This is a genomic window from Candidatus Neomarinimicrobiota bacterium, from assembly GCA_034716895.1.
GTDB lineage: Bacteria > Fidelibacterota > UBA8477 > UBA8477 > JABMPR01 > JABMPR01.
Genome location: JAYEKW010000226.1, coordinates 8,315 through 25,779 on the forward strand (window position 1 = coordinate 8,315; position 17,465 = coordinate 25,779).

General features: G+C 45.5%; 15 protein-coding genes and 1 tRNA gene. 7 read left to right on the forward strand and 9 right to left on the reverse strand.

Going from position 1 to position 17,465, the window contains the following annotated elements; all coding sequences use genetic code 11:
- The 8 genes from ftsY to U9Q77_12825 form a co-directional block, all read right to left on the reverse strand.
- The coding region (gene ftsY, locus U9Q77_12790) for a signal recognition particle-docking protein FtsY (GenBank protein ID MEA3288235.1) at positions 1–826 on the reverse strand (826 nt) is incomplete at its 3' end.
- A gap of 200 nt (positions 827–1,026) precedes the next feature.
- Complete coding sequence (locus U9Q77_12795) at positions 1,027–1,602, reverse strand: CDP-alcohol phosphatidyltransferase family protein (GenBank protein ID MEA3288236.1); 576 nt, start codon at positions 1,600–1,602, stop codon at positions 1,027–1,029.
- Positions 1,603–1,605: 3 nt separating this feature from the next.
- Positions 1,606–2,265 carry an ATP-binding cassette domain-containing protein gene (locus U9Q77_12800; GenBank protein MEA3288237.1) on the reverse strand — a complete coding sequence of 220 codons (660 nt, stop codon included), beginning with the start codon at positions 2,263–2,265 and terminating at the stop codon, positions 1,606–1,608.
- Complete coding sequence (locus tag U9Q77_12805; protein MEA3288238.1) at positions 2,262–2,915, reverse strand: ABC transporter ATP-binding protein; 654 nt, start codon at positions 2,913–2,915, stop codon at positions 2,262–2,264. Before U9Q77_12805 ends, U9Q77_12800 begins: the two co-directional genes overlap by 4 nt.
- 4 nt (positions 2,916–2,919) lie before the next feature.
- Positions 2,920–3,897 carry a polyprenyl synthetase family protein gene (locus tag U9Q77_12810; protein ID MEA3288239.1) on the reverse strand — a complete coding sequence of 326 codons (978 nt, stop codon included), beginning with the start codon at positions 3,895–3,897 and terminating at the stop codon, positions 2,920–2,922.
- Positions 3,878–4,678 (reverse strand): twin-arginine translocase subunit TatC, encoded by an 801-nt coding sequence (tatC, locus tag U9Q77_12815; protein MEA3288240.1) that lies wholly within the window; start codon positions 4,676–4,678, stop codon positions 3,878–3,880. The genes U9Q77_12810 and tatC overlap by 20 nt, the downstream gene beginning before the upstream one ends.
- A 245-nt stretch (positions 4,679–4,923) precedes the next feature.
- Entirely contained in the window at positions 4,924–5,856 is a 933-nt protein-coding gene (meaB, locus tag U9Q77_12820) for a methylmalonyl Co-A mutase-associated GTPase MeaB (protein ID MEA3288241.1), read from the reverse strand.
- 12 nt (positions 5,857–5,868) lie between these two features.
- A complete protein-coding gene (locus U9Q77_12825) occupies positions 5,869–6,573 on the reverse strand; it encodes a Crp/Fnr family transcriptional regulator (GenBank protein ID MEA3288242.1) in 705 nt (234 codons plus the stop codon).
- A 272-nt stretch (positions 6,574–6,845) separates the two neighbouring features.
- Here U9Q77_12825 and rpsT point away from each other — a divergent pair, with 272 nt between their 5' ends.
- Positions 6,846–7,100 (forward strand): 30S ribosomal protein S20, encoded by a 255-nt coding sequence (gene rpsT / locus U9Q77_12830; protein MEA3288243.1) that lies wholly within the window; start codon positions 6,846–6,848, stop codon positions 7,098–7,100.
- Positions 7,101–7,543: 443 nt separating this feature from the next.
- Positions 7,544–8,275 carry a UvrB/UvrC motif-containing protein gene (locus U9Q77_12835; protein MEA3288244.1) on the forward strand — a complete coding sequence of 244 codons (732 nt, stop codon included), beginning with the start codon at positions 7,544–7,546 and terminating at the stop codon, positions 8,273–8,275.
- Between the two features lie 4 nt (positions 8,276–8,279).
- On the opposite strand, the gene U9Q77_12840 is transcribed toward U9Q77_12835, so the two are convergent.
- Complete coding sequence (locus U9Q77_12840; GenBank protein ID MEA3288245.1) at positions 8,280–9,530, reverse strand: ROK family transcriptional regulator; 1,251 nt, start codon at positions 9,528–9,530, stop codon at positions 8,280–8,282.
- A gap of 217 nt (positions 9,531–9,747) precedes the next feature.
- On the opposite strand from U9Q77_12840, the gene U9Q77_12845 reads away from it, so the two are divergent.
- From U9Q77_12845 to U9Q77_12865, 5 genes are all read left to right on the forward strand, one after another.
- On the forward strand, positions 9,748–10,965 hold the full coding sequence (locus tag U9Q77_12845; GenBank protein MEA3288246.1) for a putative sugar nucleotidyl transferase: 1,218 nt from the start codon (positions 9,748–9,750) through the stop codon (positions 10,963–10,965).
- 40 nt (positions 10,966–11,005) lie between these two features.
- Positions 11,006–14,014: a glycoside hydrolase family 3 N-terminal domain-containing protein gene (locus U9Q77_12850; protein ID MEA3288247.1), complete on the forward strand. Its 3,009-nt coding sequence runs from the start codon at positions 11,006–11,008 to the stop codon at positions 14,012–14,014.
- Between the two features lie 126 nt (positions 14,015–14,140).
- Positions 14,141–14,578: a dUTP diphosphatase gene (locus tag U9Q77_12855; protein ID MEA3288248.1), complete on the forward strand. Its 438-nt coding sequence runs from the start codon at positions 14,141–14,143 to the stop codon at positions 14,576–14,578.
- A gap of 660 nt (positions 14,579–15,238) precedes the next feature.
- Positions 15,239–16,888 (forward strand): chaperonin GroEL, encoded by a 1,650-nt coding sequence (groL, locus tag U9Q77_12860; GenBank protein ID MEA3288249.1) that lies wholly within the window; start codon positions 15,239–15,241, stop codon positions 16,886–16,888.
- Between the two features lie 225 nt (positions 16,889–17,113).
- Positions 17,114–17,188, forward strand: a tRNA-Cys gene (locus tag U9Q77_12865).
- Positions 17,189–17,465 lie beyond the last annotated feature (277 nt).

Below are 17,465 nucleotides of genomic sequence, written 5' to 3' on the forward strand. Positions count from 1 at the left end.
CCACATAGCTTGATGCATCAAAGTTCTGGATATCACTCATCTGTTCCCCGATTCCGATATACTTAACCGGAATATCCAAGTTATGATGGATGGCTATGGCGATCCCACCTTTTGCGGTCCCATCCAGTTTAGTGAGAAAAAGGTGATCCACTGGTGTTACTTGAGAAAATTGCCGAGCCTGGATCAGTCCGTTCTGACCAGTTGTGGCATCAATGGTTAAAACAGTTTCATGCGGAGCATCTGGAATGACTTTCTTGATCACACGCTGAATCTTATCCAATTCGATCATCAAATTCTTTTGAGTGTGTAGGCGGCCGGCGGTGTCAATGATCACAACATCAATTCCACGTTGTTTGGCACTCTGCAGAGCATCGTATACTACTGCACTGGGGTCCGCTGCTTCCTTCTGCATCAGTTCTGCACCGCTGCGGTCTGACCAGATCGCCAACTGCTGAATAGCCGCAGCTCTGAAGGTGTCTCCAGCAACCAGCAGAACTTGTTTACCTTGACTGGTGTAATGATGAGCCAATTTCCCGATAGATGTGGTTTTTCCAGTTCCATTGACCCCCACGACCAGGATCACGTGCGGATGTCCAGCCGGTTTGACCTCGATCTGCTTAGTGGATAGCCTCTGTCTGAGATCATTTTTCAGAAATTCAACCACACCACTCATTTCAACCACCTGGTTCAGGGGAAAGCTTTTACGCAGATCTTCAATGATTTCCATGGAGAGTTCAACTCCAATATCAGCAGATATGAGCGTTTCTTCGACCTGCTCCAACATTTCATCTGTTAAAGGAACCGAACCAGTGAATAGTTTACTCATTCTATTGCTTAATTGGGTCCGAGAACGACTTAAGCCTTGTTTTAATTTATTGAATGCTGAGGAAAATATCATGGGGTTTGAGTTCTTGAGTTTGTGAGTTATTGGGTTAGTGAATTATCGGGTTGTTGAGCTTTTGGGGTCATTATTTTGTGTTCAGTTGGTGAGATCCGGGGGTGTTTTGATGTTTTTATTGGGTGGGACTAGTTGTGTTTTACATCGACCTGGTACAGGTGATAATAGTATTTCATGTAGAGCACAAAGGAGACAGAGCCAACAGCGGTTGTCAGGTATAACAGATAATCGGCCCATGGTTGCAGTTTGAAGATCAGCAAAATGAAGGTAATACTGGTTAGAAAGACAGACCATTTTCCAGTACGATTGGCCTGCATCTCCCGTTTAGAGTCTTTGCTGACCAGATACCCCAAAGCAAAGATAAAAACCTCTCGAAAAATGATAAATGCAATAAACCAGTTGGGAATTGACTGTGATATCGGCTTTGCGAAGAATAGGACTCCAAAAATAACGATCTTATCTGCCACCGGATCCAGGAATTTGCCCAAACGACTGACCTCGTGATAAGAACGAGCGAACCAGCCATCCAGGTAATCTGAGAAGATAGCCATCGCGATCCAAAAAGCCGCCCAAACAGGAAAATTGGCCAACTGACCATCCCATATATTCAACAAGTATACAATAGGAAACACCATCAGGGCTCTGGCCGCCGATGTTGCATTGGCCGCTGTAAGTAACTTTTTATTTTTTAACAGGTTGATCATTATTTATTGAAACCTGACACCATATTCCTTTAGTTCAAATTCCGGGTCTGCCAACAAATCTCTGGTTTTTCCCATCCGCTGTATTTTCCCTGCCTTAAGGCAGATCAATTCTGAAGATTCATTCACGATGTCGGAACTATGCGAAATCACGATCACTCCAGTGTTGATGGCCTGCAAATTATGTATTTTTGACAAAAGCACCATGTTTTCTTTTGGAGTGACTCCAATATCAGGCTCATCCATAATTAGATAATCAGGCTGCATATAAAACACACAAGCCAGCGCCATACGACGACGCTCCCCCCCACTCATCAACAGGAATGGAAAGTCAAACACAGCACCAGGATCGAGAAATCCCAATTCTGTTAAAAGACTGGTTAATTTAGACTTGTCGACTTTTTGAGAGAGCAGGTCGCCTAACTGTTCAACAATATTCTCTGCGAATAAAAATCGTTCAAGATATTGAGGCAAATAATACCAATTGTGTCCAGTCTGCAGTTGGCTATGAGCTGCCAGGGCTTCTCCGAAGCTGCTTTTGCCACTGCCATTGGCTCCTATGATGCAAACATATCCAGAGCCACCGATAAGCAATTCAGGTGTTTCCAGTTGAAATCGATCATTTCCTGGATAATTGCGTTTTAGCGGAGGTAGGGTGAGGGTCATATTGACCTGACTTTGGGATCAGTCTGATCCAGATCGATATGATGGGTGCCCCAGCTGATCTCTTGTGTGTATTGGGTGACATGCAAAATCGTTTTGCCTGAGCGATGGGCCTGCATCATAAAGTCTTTTAACCTATCTGCTCTGCTTTGATCCAGATATGAACTGGGTTCATCCAATAATAAAAATGGAGCTTCCTGGATCATGAATTGAGCCAGTGCCAATCCCTGCCTTTCACCACCGGATAAACTCTCGATGGTGCGATCCATGAAATGGTTCATCCCCAGTTCAGCCAGAACCTGCCCCTGTTTTTCCAGCACCCCATCAGCCCCATACGAAAGTTCTTCGCGAACCGTATTTGCAAAGAACATTTCTTCGATCTGTTGGGCCATATAGGCTATCTGATGATTGCGTACTGCTCCAGGGAAACCAGCTCTAACGGGTATTCCTTCCAACAAAAGCTCCCCTGTGTCAGGCTGTACCAATCCCAAAATGAGTTTTATGAGACTACTCTTACCGCTCCCATTGCACCCCGTGATCGTCACAAACCACCCTCGCTCAACACAAAGATTGAGGTTTTTGAATATCGGCTTTACGAAGGTTTTCCAGCGATAACTGAGCGCCAGATCCCTTACCTGAAAATGGCAGCTCACTGAATTATTTCTCGCGTTGGATATTGAAATCAATGAATTGGATCATGGAATGCTTGACATGACTATCAGGAAATGGAGCGAGGCTGGCTTTGGCTTGATCAGAATATTCCTGTAAACGTTGTTTGGTGTATTCCAGTCCGCCATAACGGTTAATGAAGTCTAAAGCGTACTTCCGAACTGTCTGATCACTGCCCTTTTTGATCATGTGTTTGAATTCACGTTTTTCTGATTTGCTGGCTTGCTGCAAGGCGTGAATGATAGGTAGTGTCACCATGTTATGCTTTACGTCAAGGCCAATGGGCTTCCCAACCGAAGCCGCCCGCCCTTCAAAATCAAACAGATCATCCTTGATCTGAAAAGCAATCCCGAAATTGCGTCCATACTCGAAGAGCGCTTCCCAAACGTCCTGGTCATCTGAGGTGGTCATGGCACCAAGTTTACATCCCGTGGCTAACAGCGAAGCAGTTTTGTCCTCGATCATAGCATAATAGGCTGATTCTGTCATGGTATCAGACCGGGCTCTGTCGATTTGGTCGATCTCACCAGTAACCAGCTTATCAGCAGTATGGGCTAGCAACTCCAACATCTTGGGGTGTTTGAGATCCACCATTTTAACCAGAGCTTTGGAGAAAAGATAATCCCCGATCAGCACACTAATTTTGTTACGCCAGATAGAGTTGATACTGGGTAATCCCCGTCGTGTCTCTGCTTCATCAACTACATCATCATGAACCAGGGTGGCAGTATGCAGAACCTCCACTAGTGTTGCAGCTGAATAGGTCTGCTCAGTACATGCCCCATTTAGCTTTGCCGACAGCAGCAGGAGCATGGGACGCATTTTCTTACCCTTCTGGGCAATGATATATTTCATGACCTGATTGATCAGGAAAACATGTGACTTAAGTGAATTCTCAAAATAGTCTTGAAAACTATTGAGTTCAGCCTGTATCGGTCTTAGCAGATCATCCAAGGAAATCTTCAAGCAACTCATCCTCTTTATTTATCCCAGGTGAATCATCCTCGGCTATTTCATCCTCCATTTTCTTTTTCTTAACCAGCTTTGCTACCAGAATGCTGACCTCGTAGAGCAAGACCATGGGCAGTGCTACCCCCACCATGGTAAAGGGATCTGCAGGTGTGAATATGGCTGCGACAAGCAGGATCACCAAATAGGCAAAACGCCTGATCTTTCTTAAGATATGCGGATCCACCACTCCGATCTTAGCCAGTAAATAGATGACTACCGGTAGTTCAAAAGCAATTCCAGTGAACAGGATGAGAATAGTGATATAATTCAGGTAATCGGTGATCGTAACGTAATTGACTAAACCCTCCAAGCCATGATTGAGGACTGAGAAGAATTTCAGTGACCAGGGAATCATCACAAAATATGAGAACAGGGAACCAACCACAAAGCATGCTATGGTTACGATAATTAGCATGGGGGCAAATGCCCGCTCGTCATCAAGCAATCCCGGTGCAATGAACCGCCAGATCTGATGAATAATAACTGGCAGGGAGAATACGAGACCCAAAATGATGGCTACTCGCATTTTAGCTAGGAAAACACCCAGAATAGTTGTGTTTAGCAGCTCCAGTCTTGGCTCTGTTTGCTCGATGGGTATACTGAGGATATGGATCAGTTGGTTGGAAAAAATAAACCCGATAACAGCAAATATAACAACACTGCTCAGTGCTTTGATGATCCTCCACCTCAACTCCTCAAGATGTTCCAGTAGAGGCATTTCTGTATTCGTTGCCATATTCATAAGCGATTAAGATAAAAGGATTTCAGGATAGAAAAACCTCAATTGAGGAGAAACTGAACATATATCATCACCGTCCAGGTTATTTCCTCTGGAGGCCGTCCTCCTTCATCTGCTAGACTTTGACGGTGAAAATTACTTCATTGGACTCCACCGGGGCGACGTCATGGAAATGCATCAATCTATTGAATCAGAATGGGGTCTACGAAAATTGGGATGTAAGCGCTGACGAGTAGCCGGAATTAATGTTGTAAAAGTTCTTTCACGACATTACCAGGAACAACGCTGCCCGGTTCATCCGTTCTGATCGATCCATTTAACACATTAAGTTTCTCAGTTGTCCAGAATTGATCCATCACGTGTTGGTCAATATAGTTTTTGATCTTGGCCATGCTTCGAGCTTTAAAATTTTGACGAAAGATGCCCTGCTCCTGAAGAAAATGCTGATGCGCATCCAGGCGTTCCATGAGACCTGTGATACCTTCAGCATTGAGGGCACTGGTTTTCACTACCTCTGGTGTCCAGATTCCGGCCTGGACCTGCCGCATCTCCAACATGGATCGAATCTGAGCCAGGGCTTGATTAACTCCCTGTCGATCTGCTTTGTTAATGACAAATAGATCAGCGATCTCCATCAAACCAGCTTTCATGGCTTGAATATCATCACCGGACTCGGGCACCAGCACTACCAGAGTAGTATCAGCGGCCATGGCAACATCCAGTTCAACCTGCCCTACCCCAACGGTCTCATAAAGAATTATATCGAACCCGGCGGCATCAAAAACATCTGCAGCATCCTGTGCCCGAAAAGCCAAACCACCATGACTACCGCGAGTAGCCATTGATCTGATAAAGACCCCTTTGTCTGAAAAATGCCGTCCCATGCGTACCCGGTCGCCCAGAATAGCCCCACCAGTAAAGGGACTGGTTGGATCAACGGAGATTACAGCAACTCGTTTATCCTGGGAACGCCAGTGCTCGATCATCCGATCTGCCAGCGAACTCTTCCCAGCTCCGGGCGGTCCAGTTATTCCGATCCGATAAGCACGGCCGAGATGTTTGAACAGGGCATCTGTAAGAGCCATGTCCAGATCATCCATATTTTCTACAAATGAAAGCGCCCGGGTAATCGCCAGGCGCTTGGAATTCAGGATTCCGTTGAGGTCAATGTTCATTGTTTATTACTATCAAAATTTTAACTGATATATTTCCTTGAATTTACTGTATTTACGTATGATAACTTTCTGTCCATCCCGGGTTAGCCAATTTTTCTCTTCTAGTTTTTTCATCATACGGGATACGGTTTCACGGGTTGTTCCAGCCATATTGGCAATATCCTGCTGCATAGGCATATGACCCAGGGTTACATCACCCATTTTGTAAGTGCCATTCTCTTCAGCCAATTCAATGAGGATGGAAGCGATCTTTCCTTCGGCGTCGCTGAGAGTCAAATATTCCAGGTGCATATCCGTTTTCCGAAGTCGCAATGCCAACTCCATGAGTAAAGCAGTGGCAACCTGAGGTTGATGCTCCAGGAGATCAAGGAATTCTCGACGATTGACAGTTTGGATCTTGCATTCAGAAAGGGTGATCACATTGGCCGAGCGCGTCTCACCATCCAGGATGGCCAATTCACCAAAGAAATCACCTTCACGCAGAAAAGCCAGGACAGCTTCCCGACCATCTTCGGATAGACGGGTTACTTTCACTGATCCGGACTCAATAATGAAAAAATTATCTCCAGCCTGTTCCTGATGCAGGATATGCTGATCTTTATCGTATGATTTCTCCTGACAAACGCTGGCCAGTTGGGTCAGCACCTTATCACTCAGATCTGAGAATAGCGGGACGAGTCTCAGGGTGTTTTTAATTTCATCAAAACGTTCGTTCATTATCCTCTCCTCTTTATCGTTAGCATTACTCAACTATCGATATTCAGCTAACCATTTACACCATCTCGCTTTTCTATCACCTCAAATGTTTGGTAAGGTAGAATGAAAACCATCAAAGCAAAAACACTAATTTCATTTCGTCAAAATATTTAGTATCGATGAATCTATTCCAAAGGACGCAAATATGTGTGTTTTTTAAATTCACTTAAAGCGTTGACAGAGGCTTGGTGCGCATCTATATTCGCGGGCATTTTTGAGGAGAAGGAATAAATATGCCTGTTAAAAAGACCATCGCTAAACGTATCAGACAAGCTGATAAAGCTCATGTACGCAATAAGCATTACAACTCAATGATGAAAAGTGCCATTAAGAAAGCATTAGCAACCGAGGATGCAGATACTGCTACGACTCTCGGTCGTTCCGCTATCTCAATTATTGATAAAGTTGCTGCCAATGGTATCATCCATAAGAACAAAGCAGCCAATCAAAAGTCCCGTGTGTCAAAGCACATCGCGACTTTTTCCTAAGGTGCATTTCTGATCTTATAGTCCTTTTCGACTATGTTTTGTAAGAGACCGGTGACCCACCGGTCTCTTTTTTTTAGCTAATTGGAAGTTTGCTTAATAAACCCCAGCGAAGTTGAAAACGAAGCGGGGTAAATCAACATATCCGTCGATTAGAAATCAGAAACAGATTATAGCCTGGAAGATTCCATTCCTTCAATCGACGATTTTGCTAAACCCTGGCATAGCTGGGCAACACTATCAGTGGAAACCAAACGAAATCGGCTTATCAATAAACCTCATTGGTTAGACAGTGAACCGATCCACCAGCGTACCGAAAGCTGGTTGGGCGTTGCCGGTGCTCGATAATGGATCGTCTTCCTGTTATACCAGGATAATGAAACAAAATTGATTTAAGAAACAGGTTAGGGTTGGAGATGCTGAAGATTCAGATTTAATTAGATGCGATGGATATTGGCAAGATATTAACTGATTGGCCCTTCGAACCTCTGGTCGTGACCGCTCGGTTCATTGAGGGCGATGATGGGCTTAAGAAAATTCAAATGCGGATAGACCTGGGGGTGATCCAGATGGAGTATGCTGGTCGACCGGATGGTCTGCTCCCCATGGGTTTTGAATCCTATTTGCACTATTATCGTTCACTATCAGGCTCTGAAGCAGATTTTTTCCTCACAAATAGACAACTATTTGACCTGCGCCAGGAAGGTTTACAATATTACCATCGCTATCTCAGTCTGCATCAGTTAAAAGATTATCAGGGAGTCATACGGGACACTCGTCATAATCTCGATATCCTGAATCTGATCGCCAATCATACCAGCACGATGGAAAATTTCGCCAGTCAACAACTTCGTCCCTATGTGATGATGATGAATACCAGCGCCAAGATCATGCTCAAGTTGGAAGGTGATGACAAATCTGAAGCATTAAGAATTCTTAATGCGGGGATTCGACAAATCAAACATGTCTACGAAAGTATCCTGGAAGACCCGCAACCTGACCTTAGTCCTGAGATCTATCAGCTAAAAGAATTGCAGCATCGGATCACCGATGATGGGATCCCCTCTGAATTACCGGCCATGGAAAAACTGGAAATTGAGTTACAGATGGCACTACTTTCTGAAAATTACGAAAAAGCTGCCTCACTCCGCGATCAAATCAAACAATCCTTGAAATAATATTCTATTCCGGAAGGATCAAGGATCGATAGGTTGCCAAATTCACGATAGGTGGTTTAAACAGGTCTTGTAGAACCATTCCCACTGCACCTAGAGTTCCCGCCCGACTCTTAAGGGCACCTGGCCGGATCTTGACCACTTCCGCCGGCACCAATAGAACATCTTCCTTGGCTTTTGTTATGGCCTCCTCCAGAACTAAGGGACATCTATCAATGACCGGTCCACCCAGAATGATCAGCTCAGGGTTAAAAAGGTTGATCACGCTAATGGTGAGAACGCCCAGAATCTGACCAAACTCTCGTAAAGCATCCTGAGCAAGCTGATCGCCCTTTTTAGAGGCAGCGGCGATGCTGCTCAGACTTATCTCATCCTTTTTAAGCAAGGATTTCTGCCCATTCTTACTAACTGCATCCAACATGCTGAGTTCAAGATTGCGGGTGGTCAAAATTTCACCAAAACGGTGCTGACCTTGATATAATATCGGAAACCTGCCTCGATTGATACCTCGAGCAGAAATCTCCGTGTAGCCAACTTCACCTGCCGATGAAGTGATACCACGATAAATATCACCGTTGATGATAATACCAGCACCAATACCTTCTCCCAGCCAGATATAGACAACATTCCTGGCATCCTGGCCGGCTCCCCAATGATATTCACCAAGTGTGATCGCCTTTACATCATTCTCGATATATACCTTGGTGTCCAGAGCATCCTCCAGGAATTTTTTAATGGGATATCCCTCCCAGACTTTTAGTGAATGGCTGCTCAGGATCGACCCGTTTTCATAATCCATCAAACCCGGCAAAGCAATTCCAACTCCCAGGATGGACTGCATTTTCTCCTCATCATTGATCATTTTTTCTATGTTTCGAATGATACGTTTGAGAATTGCTTCTGGATTCTTGTTATCTGTATAATTAACTGTGCCTTCATGCAGTATCTCAGCATTCATATTCGTGATCAGTACATTAGCCCGATGCAGATGGATCTCAATTCCTATTGCCAATCCGGCATCAGCATTGAACTCCAACATGACTGGTCGTCGTCCCCCTTGCACGGTTGACTGGCCTTTACCGATCTCAAACAGGATTCTGGTTTCCAACAGTCGCCGTACAATCCCACCGATGATCACTTTTGAAACGCCCATCTTGCGGGCAACTTCCGATCTGGAGATGGGTCCTTCATCCCGGACAATCCGTAATACTGAGATCTCATTGATCTGACGAACAAAATGAAAGTTGGATTTTTTCATGGTAACTCCATCTGATGTAAACGAACAATACAAAACTCTTTACGAGAGAAGTTTGTGTCGTGATACTTTACAATCTCATATCAAGTGATAATTTCAGGGCAGTAAGTTAATCTCTTTTACTTACTATTGTCAACGCTTTGTTTATTGATTCACCTGGGAGTCAGCTTACATTCCGAGACCAGCCTAACGAATCATATGAAGATAGGATCAATTATATATGCGTTCTCTCATAATCTTTGAACCGGAAAACCTTGCTCCATTCGGTCCCCTGGCACTTCTCAGATCTTTGGCAGAATTACGCTATGGGATCTACTCTAATCTGGAAAGAGCTCAAAAAATCTTCCTGAATGACAGTATCGCACTGTGGGTTCGTCCCATTCTTAAAAATGATCATGTGCATAAATACCCCATGCTTCAGATCAATGAAACGGCGGCTCAGAATACGATCTTCCTGAATGCTGCTCTACCAGCCTGGATGTATCCTGGTCTGGTCACCACCCTGGATTCCCAGAACAGTGGCCTTATTCTTAAAGATGGTGTCATACTGGCGGCCAAGCCTGGTTCTACATTGAATTTTTCCAGACAATTTCACAGGAAACTAGCTGATCTTGCTCCACTGGATTACGATCCTGTCCAATTTGCCAGCTTTCCCAGGTGGATCTGGGACTATCTGGATCTGATCAGCACATCGCTTGATTTTGATCTACAGCTCTGGAAGAATGAGAATGATTATCTGACCAAGCTGCCAGCTGAACTTTCCACTCTCGATGATCGTAACATCCTCATTCACAATACAGCTCAGATCAGCAAATATGTCCATTTAGATGCCAGTCATGGCCCTATAATCATTGATTCTGACTGTAAGATCAGTCCTTTTTCAGCTCTGGAAGGTCCCCTTTATCTTGGCAAACGTTCTGCCGTCAAGCCGGCTACTTCCATCCGGCATTCTGTGATCGGCGAGGTCTGCAATCTTGGTGGCGAAATCAAAGGTTCCATCATTCACCCCTATTCCAATAAAAGCCACAGTGGTTTCCTGGGAGATTCCATACTGGGTTCATGGATCAATCTGGGAGCTGATACCAACACCAGTAATCTCAAAAATAACTATCAGCCAATTCGAGTGTCCTGGGACGGAAATAATTATGACACGAACCGTCAATTTCTGGGTACGATCCTGGGAGATCATAGTAAAACAGCCATTGGTATCCGTTTAAATACCGGGACCTTGATCGGACCTTTCTGTAATGTGTTCCAGGAGGATTTTCCGCCACGGGCAATTCCTTCATTTTCATGGGGAAACGGGACTCACGAATTGGACAAAGCCATTGGTACTGCACAACGCGTGTTGAATAGGCGAAATCTCAATTTATCAGCCACCCGGGAAGAGCTGATCAGGGCGCTGGCAGCTGACAATACCCCCTTTACTCATTTTTAAATCCCTTGCGTCATAACTTACTAATTCAGGAATACTTCAAATGACCAATCGAATCATTAGAACGCTTGTAGGCGGATTTGGCCTACTACTCATCCTTGCCTGTTCCACTCCTGCTCCCGCTATTGATGCCACCCCCTGGGCTAGACGAACGCTTAAACGACTGACTCTCCGCCAGAAGATCGCTCAAATGATGGTTTATCATATGCGTCTGGATTATCTGTCTGCTGAATCAGCCCGTTGGCAGGAGATCGAGCAGATCATCAGCACTGATGGGTTGGGTTCTCTGCATGTCTGGGGTGGTGATGCTTCAGCGGCTCTGACCTTTTTGAACGAAATGCAAATGCGTTCCAGGGTTCCCATCATGGTACAAGCTGACCTTGAATATGGATTAAAGAGACGATTCAAAGGTGGTACTGCACTTCCCTGGCCCATGGCTTTAACCGCCACAGGTGACCCGGATCTGGCTTTTGAAGCGGGCAGAATCACAGCTGAAGAGGGTCGCGCCCTGGGTATCCATGTCGCTTTAACACCTATTGTGGATGTGAATAATAATCCAGACAATCCCATTATTAATACTCGGGGTTACAGTGAAGACCCTGATCAGGTTATTCAGTATGCAACGCGATTCATGCAAGGCCTGCAAGCCTATGGGATGCTGGCCACAGCCAAACATTTTCCAGGTCATGGAGATACTCAAACTGATTCCCATAGCTCACTGGCCCGGATCCCCAGTGACCCCGAACGATTATGGGCAATCGAATTGAAACCCTTTCAAGCATTGATCGATGCTGGAGTTGACCTGGTTATGGTGGGTCATCTGGATGCAGGCGAATTCCAGATGGAGCCGGGTGTCCCCTCGTCACTCTCTCCCTTTTGGTTACACGATATCCTTCGCAAGCAGATGGGTTTTAAAGGAGTCATCATCACTGATGCCATGGCCATGGGCGGTATTACCAATGAGTATTCAGATCGATATGCTCTCATTCAAACCATAAGAGCTGGTTCTGATCTGATCATCCAGAATCATAATTATCTAAAATCCATTGATTACGTGGAAGAAGCAGTGCGAGATGGCCTGCTCAGTGAAGCACGGATCGATGAATCGGTATTGCGAATTCTGACCCTGAAATCAAAGCTGGGGCTGGACCGGAAGAAGACCCTGAATTTGACTGACACTCAACAGGCTTATGGGAGTAATTACAATAAGCAAGTATCTGAACTGATCATGGAAAGGGCTGTTACGCTGGTCAAGGACAGCTTGAATATGATCCCGTTGCAAATTCATGAGAATGATACGACCTACCTGATCGATATCAAGGATTGGGCTGCAGACCATGATCTGACCACCATCAAAAGACGACTGATACGATCACTTCCAACTGCTGTATCCTACACCTTGGATAGTTCTGATCCTCAGGATTATTATTCCAGTGTTCTAGCGGGTATTCCCGATTCGGCACAAGTGATCGTTAATGTTTATTCCTATACAAAAATGAGAAAAGACCGGGTCCTCCTTCCAGAGAAGCAAGCTGAATTTATTCGCTCACTGGCATCCAGGACCGATCGACTGCTGGTTAGCAGCTTTGGTACACCCTATTTAATTCGGGATTTTCCGGAGATCCCGGCCTACATGGTTGCCTACACAACTCAATCCGAAATGCAAAGCGCCGTGGCATCAGCAATTCTGGGGCAGACTGACATATCGGGTGCATTACCCATCTCCATTCCCGGTATCGCCTCTCACGGACAGGGTTTACATCGGACTGCTGTACCTCACAGCAATACTGTTCAGACAGTTGTGACTGAAACCGACGATAAAATTCTTTTTCATGTGGCTCCAGAAGAAGTTGGTTCAGACCCCGGGTTTGTGATGCCCCACGTTAATCAGGCATTGGTAGAGCACGCCTGGCCTGGTGGGGTCTTATTGGCTGCAAAAGATGGCAAGATCTTCCTTCATGAGTATTTCGGGTCACATACTTACGCCAACGAACGAAACACCTACCGGGGCGATGTGTTTGATCTGGCATCGGTAACCAAGGTTATTGCGACCACTTCGGCTGCCATGAAACTCTATGAACAAGGCAAACTTGACCTTGATACGACCGTGGTCAGCTACCTTCCCGAATTTACCGGTCCTGACTCCCTTAATACTGCCTTGAAAGCGACCATCACTATTAAACAGCTCCTCACTCACACGGCTGGCATGAAACCCTTCAAACGCTTCTACAATATGGATGCACCTGACAGTCAATCCCGTCTGGATAGTGTTTTCCAAGCTGAGCTGGATACTTTACCGGGAACCAGATACCGCTATTCCGACATTGGTCTGATCACACTCGGCAAAGTCATTGAACGACTCTCAGGGACAGACCTGAATACCTTTACCGACAGTCTGATCTTCAGACCACTGGCGATGACTTCCACAGGCTATCTACCTGAAAACCCATTAGATCAGATCGTCCCCACAGAATACAGTGAAATTGACAGTGGCTTTGTCCACGGTTATGTACATGATGAAAATTCTCACTCACTGGGTGGTATTACCGGTCATGCCGGACTTTTTTCAGTCGCTCTGGATCTGGCTCGTTTTGCTCAAATGATGCTGAATCAAGGTACTTTGGGTGATACGGTTATTTTCCAACCCGAGACGATCAAACTTTTTACACAACGGGCTGATCTGGTAGCTGAGGAAGAAGATGGCCGGTCACGCTGTCTTGGTTGGGATAGTCCTTCCGGACCCAGTTCCGGTGGTGTGTATCTAAGTCCTAATAGTTTTGGTCACACTGGATTTACCGGCACCTCCATCTGGATCGATCCCGATAACCAGATATTTGTAATTTTATTGACCAACGCGGTTCATCCTGATCGTAGAAATAAATATCCCGGTTATTACGACTGGCGGCAACGCATTCATTCAGGGGTTTATGAGAGCCTGGGTTTTACTGAGATCACCCAGGAATTAGAGCTCAAAGAGCGCTGGGCTATTGAGCAAAAATACCGTAAAACATGGCGCTATAAACTTTTGCACCTTTTTAGAACCGGACACTGAGCCTGTAGATGTCAACCCAGGCCAATGCATATATCGGACACTGAGCTCGCCGAAGTCAAAGATAATATTCCCTTCGGCAAGCTCAGTGTCCAAAAAAAAGTTTGATTATAACTAACTGGAGAGAAAATGCATATAAAAATTCAACCACACAATTCTCAAGCTCGTCATCAATATGAAAATCACGGACACTATCATGCCGGTGATGCTGGTCTAGACCTGTTCATCATGGAAACGTTAACCATCCCTGCTGGAGAAACGGTTGCCTTGAAACTACAAATATCCTGCGAAACGGACACTGGACAGCCCTATTATTTGATTCCCCGCTCCAGCATCTCCAAAACCCCCTTAAGGATGTCTAACTCCATCGGTCTCATCGATGGCGGATATCGGGGTGAGATTATTGCCATGGTGGACAATATCAAAACTGAGGATCACACGATTTCTACGGGTGATCGACTTTTTCAATTGGTAGCCATGGATGGGGCTCCCATCACTTTTGAATTGGTGGAAACGCTGAGTGACACAACCCGGGGTACAGGCGGGTTTGGGAGTACGGGTTCGTAGGGTGAGGGTCAGAAGCCAGGAGTTAGAAGTTCGGAGTTAGGAGTTAGGGTTCAGATGTTGACAGTGTGGTTGGTCGACCCAAGCAATTTCCGGAAGAGTGGAACGATGACTAAATTACTTTCAATCCAGCTCAGTAAAACCCCTTGGCCCAGCCTATAACAAGTTTCAAGTTTCAAGTTTCAAGTTTCAAGTTTAACGAAACCGCAAAAAATATTTGAGAAATCATCAAATATGCCCTAAGTCATATAAAATCAGCCACATAGCACAAAATCATCTAAACTCATAAATATCAAGACTCTGCGTCTCTGCGCGCTCTGCCTGCCCGCACGAAGTTATACGCAGGCGGGCGAGAGGGACTTTTTGCGAGAGCGTCAAGTTTCCATTTTCAATTGCCTGAGCCGCCGAGGAGAGTAGGACATCAGTCAAGGTGCAGACCACTCTAAATTCCAAACTATAATCACCCAATTAGGAGCCTGATCACCGGCTTCTGAATTCTCAATAAAAAACAATCATTTTTCTTGGAGTCAGCTTGTAACCCGGATATAATTTGGCGCTCTAAAGGCAGGAGTGCCAATAGAGCATTTTTGAAAATATTATAGCGTCAGTTCGAGCTGACAATCGTTTAAAAAGAAATGAGTAAAAGAGAGGAAAAAGAACAAAATGTCAAAATACATTGAATTTGATCAGGAAGCCCGCGGCAGACTAAAAGTTGGTGTGGATGTACTGGCTAATGCAGTAAAAGTGACGTTGGGACCTAAGGGTCGTAATGTTGTAATTGATAAAAAGTTTGGTGCACCGACCATTACCAAGGATGGTGTAACCGTTGCTAAAGAGATCGAACTGGATGATCCCCGTGAGAACATGGGAGCCCAGATGGTTCGCGAAGTTGCTTCTAAAACTTCTGATGTTGCTGGTGATGGAACTACTACTGCAACCGTTTTGGCCCAGGCTATCGTGACTGAAGGTTTGAAGAATGTGACTGCCGGTGCCAATCCCATGGAGATCAAACGCGGCATTGATGCCAGTGTGTTACAGGTTGTAGAATTTCTTAAAAACCTGAGCAAAGAAGTTAAGAGTAACGAAGAAATCGCCCAGGTTGGCACTATCTCCGCCAACAATGACCAGACTATCGGTGATCTGATCGCTGAAGCCATGGACAAGGTCGGCAAAGATGGCGTGATCACTGTGGAAGAATCCAAGACCATGGATACTCACCTGGAAACGGTTGAAGGTATGCAGTTTGACCGCGGTTACCTCTCCCCATATTTCGTGACCAACGCAGAAAATATGGAAACCTTATTGGAAGAGGCTTTGATCCTGATCTATGATAAGAAGATCAGCACCATGAAAGACCTGCTCCCCATCCTTGAGAAGACTTCACAAACCGGTCGTCCCCTGCTTATCGTCGCTGAAGATGTTGATGGTGAAGCCCTTGCTACGCTGGTTGTAAACCGTCTCCGTGGCACTTTAAAGATCGCTGCTGTTAAAGCACCTGGTTTTGGTGATCGTCGTAAAGCCATGCTGGAAGACCTGGCCATCCTTACTGGTGGTACCATGGTTTCTGAAGAGCAGGGTTATAAACTCGAGAATGTCACTTTGGAATATCTTGGTGAAGCCAAGACCATTATTATCGACAAAGACAATACGACCATTGTTGATGGAGCCGGTGACAAAGAAAAGCTGACAGCGCGTATTAACGAGATTAAAGTTCAGATCGAGAATACGACTTCAGATTATGATCGTGAAAAATTGCAGGAACGTCTGGCCAAACTGGCTGGTGGTGTTGCTGTGTTGAATGTTGGCGCTGCCACTGAAGTTGAGATGAAAGAGAAGAAAGCCCGTGTTGAAGATGCCCTGCACGCAACCCGTGCTGCCGTTGATGAAGGGATCATCCCCGGTGGTGGTGTTGCTCTCCTGAGAGCCGCACAGGCCTTAGAGCTTACTCTGGAAGGTGACCAGCAGCTTGGTGTAGATATTCTGCGTCGTGCTCTGGAAGAGCCGATCCGTCAGATCTCCAAAAACTCCGGTTGGGAAGATTCAATCGTGGTTCAGAAGGTCAAAGAGGGTGAAGGTGATTTTGGTTTTGATGCACGTGCAGAAGATTTCAAGAATCTGCTGAAAGCCGGTATCCTGGATCCAACGAAGGTTGCCCGGGCTGCCCTTGAGAATGCTGCTTCAATCGCAGGTCTCTTGCTGACAACGGAATGTGCCATTACCGATAAGCCTGAACCTGCTGCAGCCGGTGGTCCTCCAATGGATCCAGGCATGGGTGGTATGGGCGGTATGGGTGGTATGGGCGGCATGATGTAATCTCCCCCATACATCTGCTTTACTTAAAGGCCGGTCAATTGATCGGCCTTTTTATTTACCTGCCGTCCCCCACGATTGAAATCGTGGGCTGCGACCTATTGGCCATCTCGTGACCCTTTTAGATACCCATGATTTTAATCATGAATGACCAGGATATTTTTTTGCTCGTGTAGGCACTAGTTGCCCTACGATATTCGTCAGACTATATTGGCTCGCTTTTTAAATGGCGTGGTGCCCAAGTTGGTCTAAGGGAGTGGTTTGCAAAACCATCATTCGCCGGTTCGAATCCGACCCACGCCTCTTTTGACAATTGAAGTTTTATTGGCCGATATTTGTTTTATTTCTCGCAGAGTTCGCTGAGAGCGCAGAGACTTTTTTAGTATGGTCAATAGCATTTTATGTGGCGTATGAATCCGCTTGTCTCGGCGTAGTCCGAAGGACGAAGACGGAACCCACGCCTCTTTTTGAAATGATAAATGGTAAATGGTGAATTGTAAATAAGTGAAACCTTTTACCCTGATAATATGTTTGGCCCGGGTGGTGGAATTGGTAGACACAAGGGACTTAAAATCCCTCG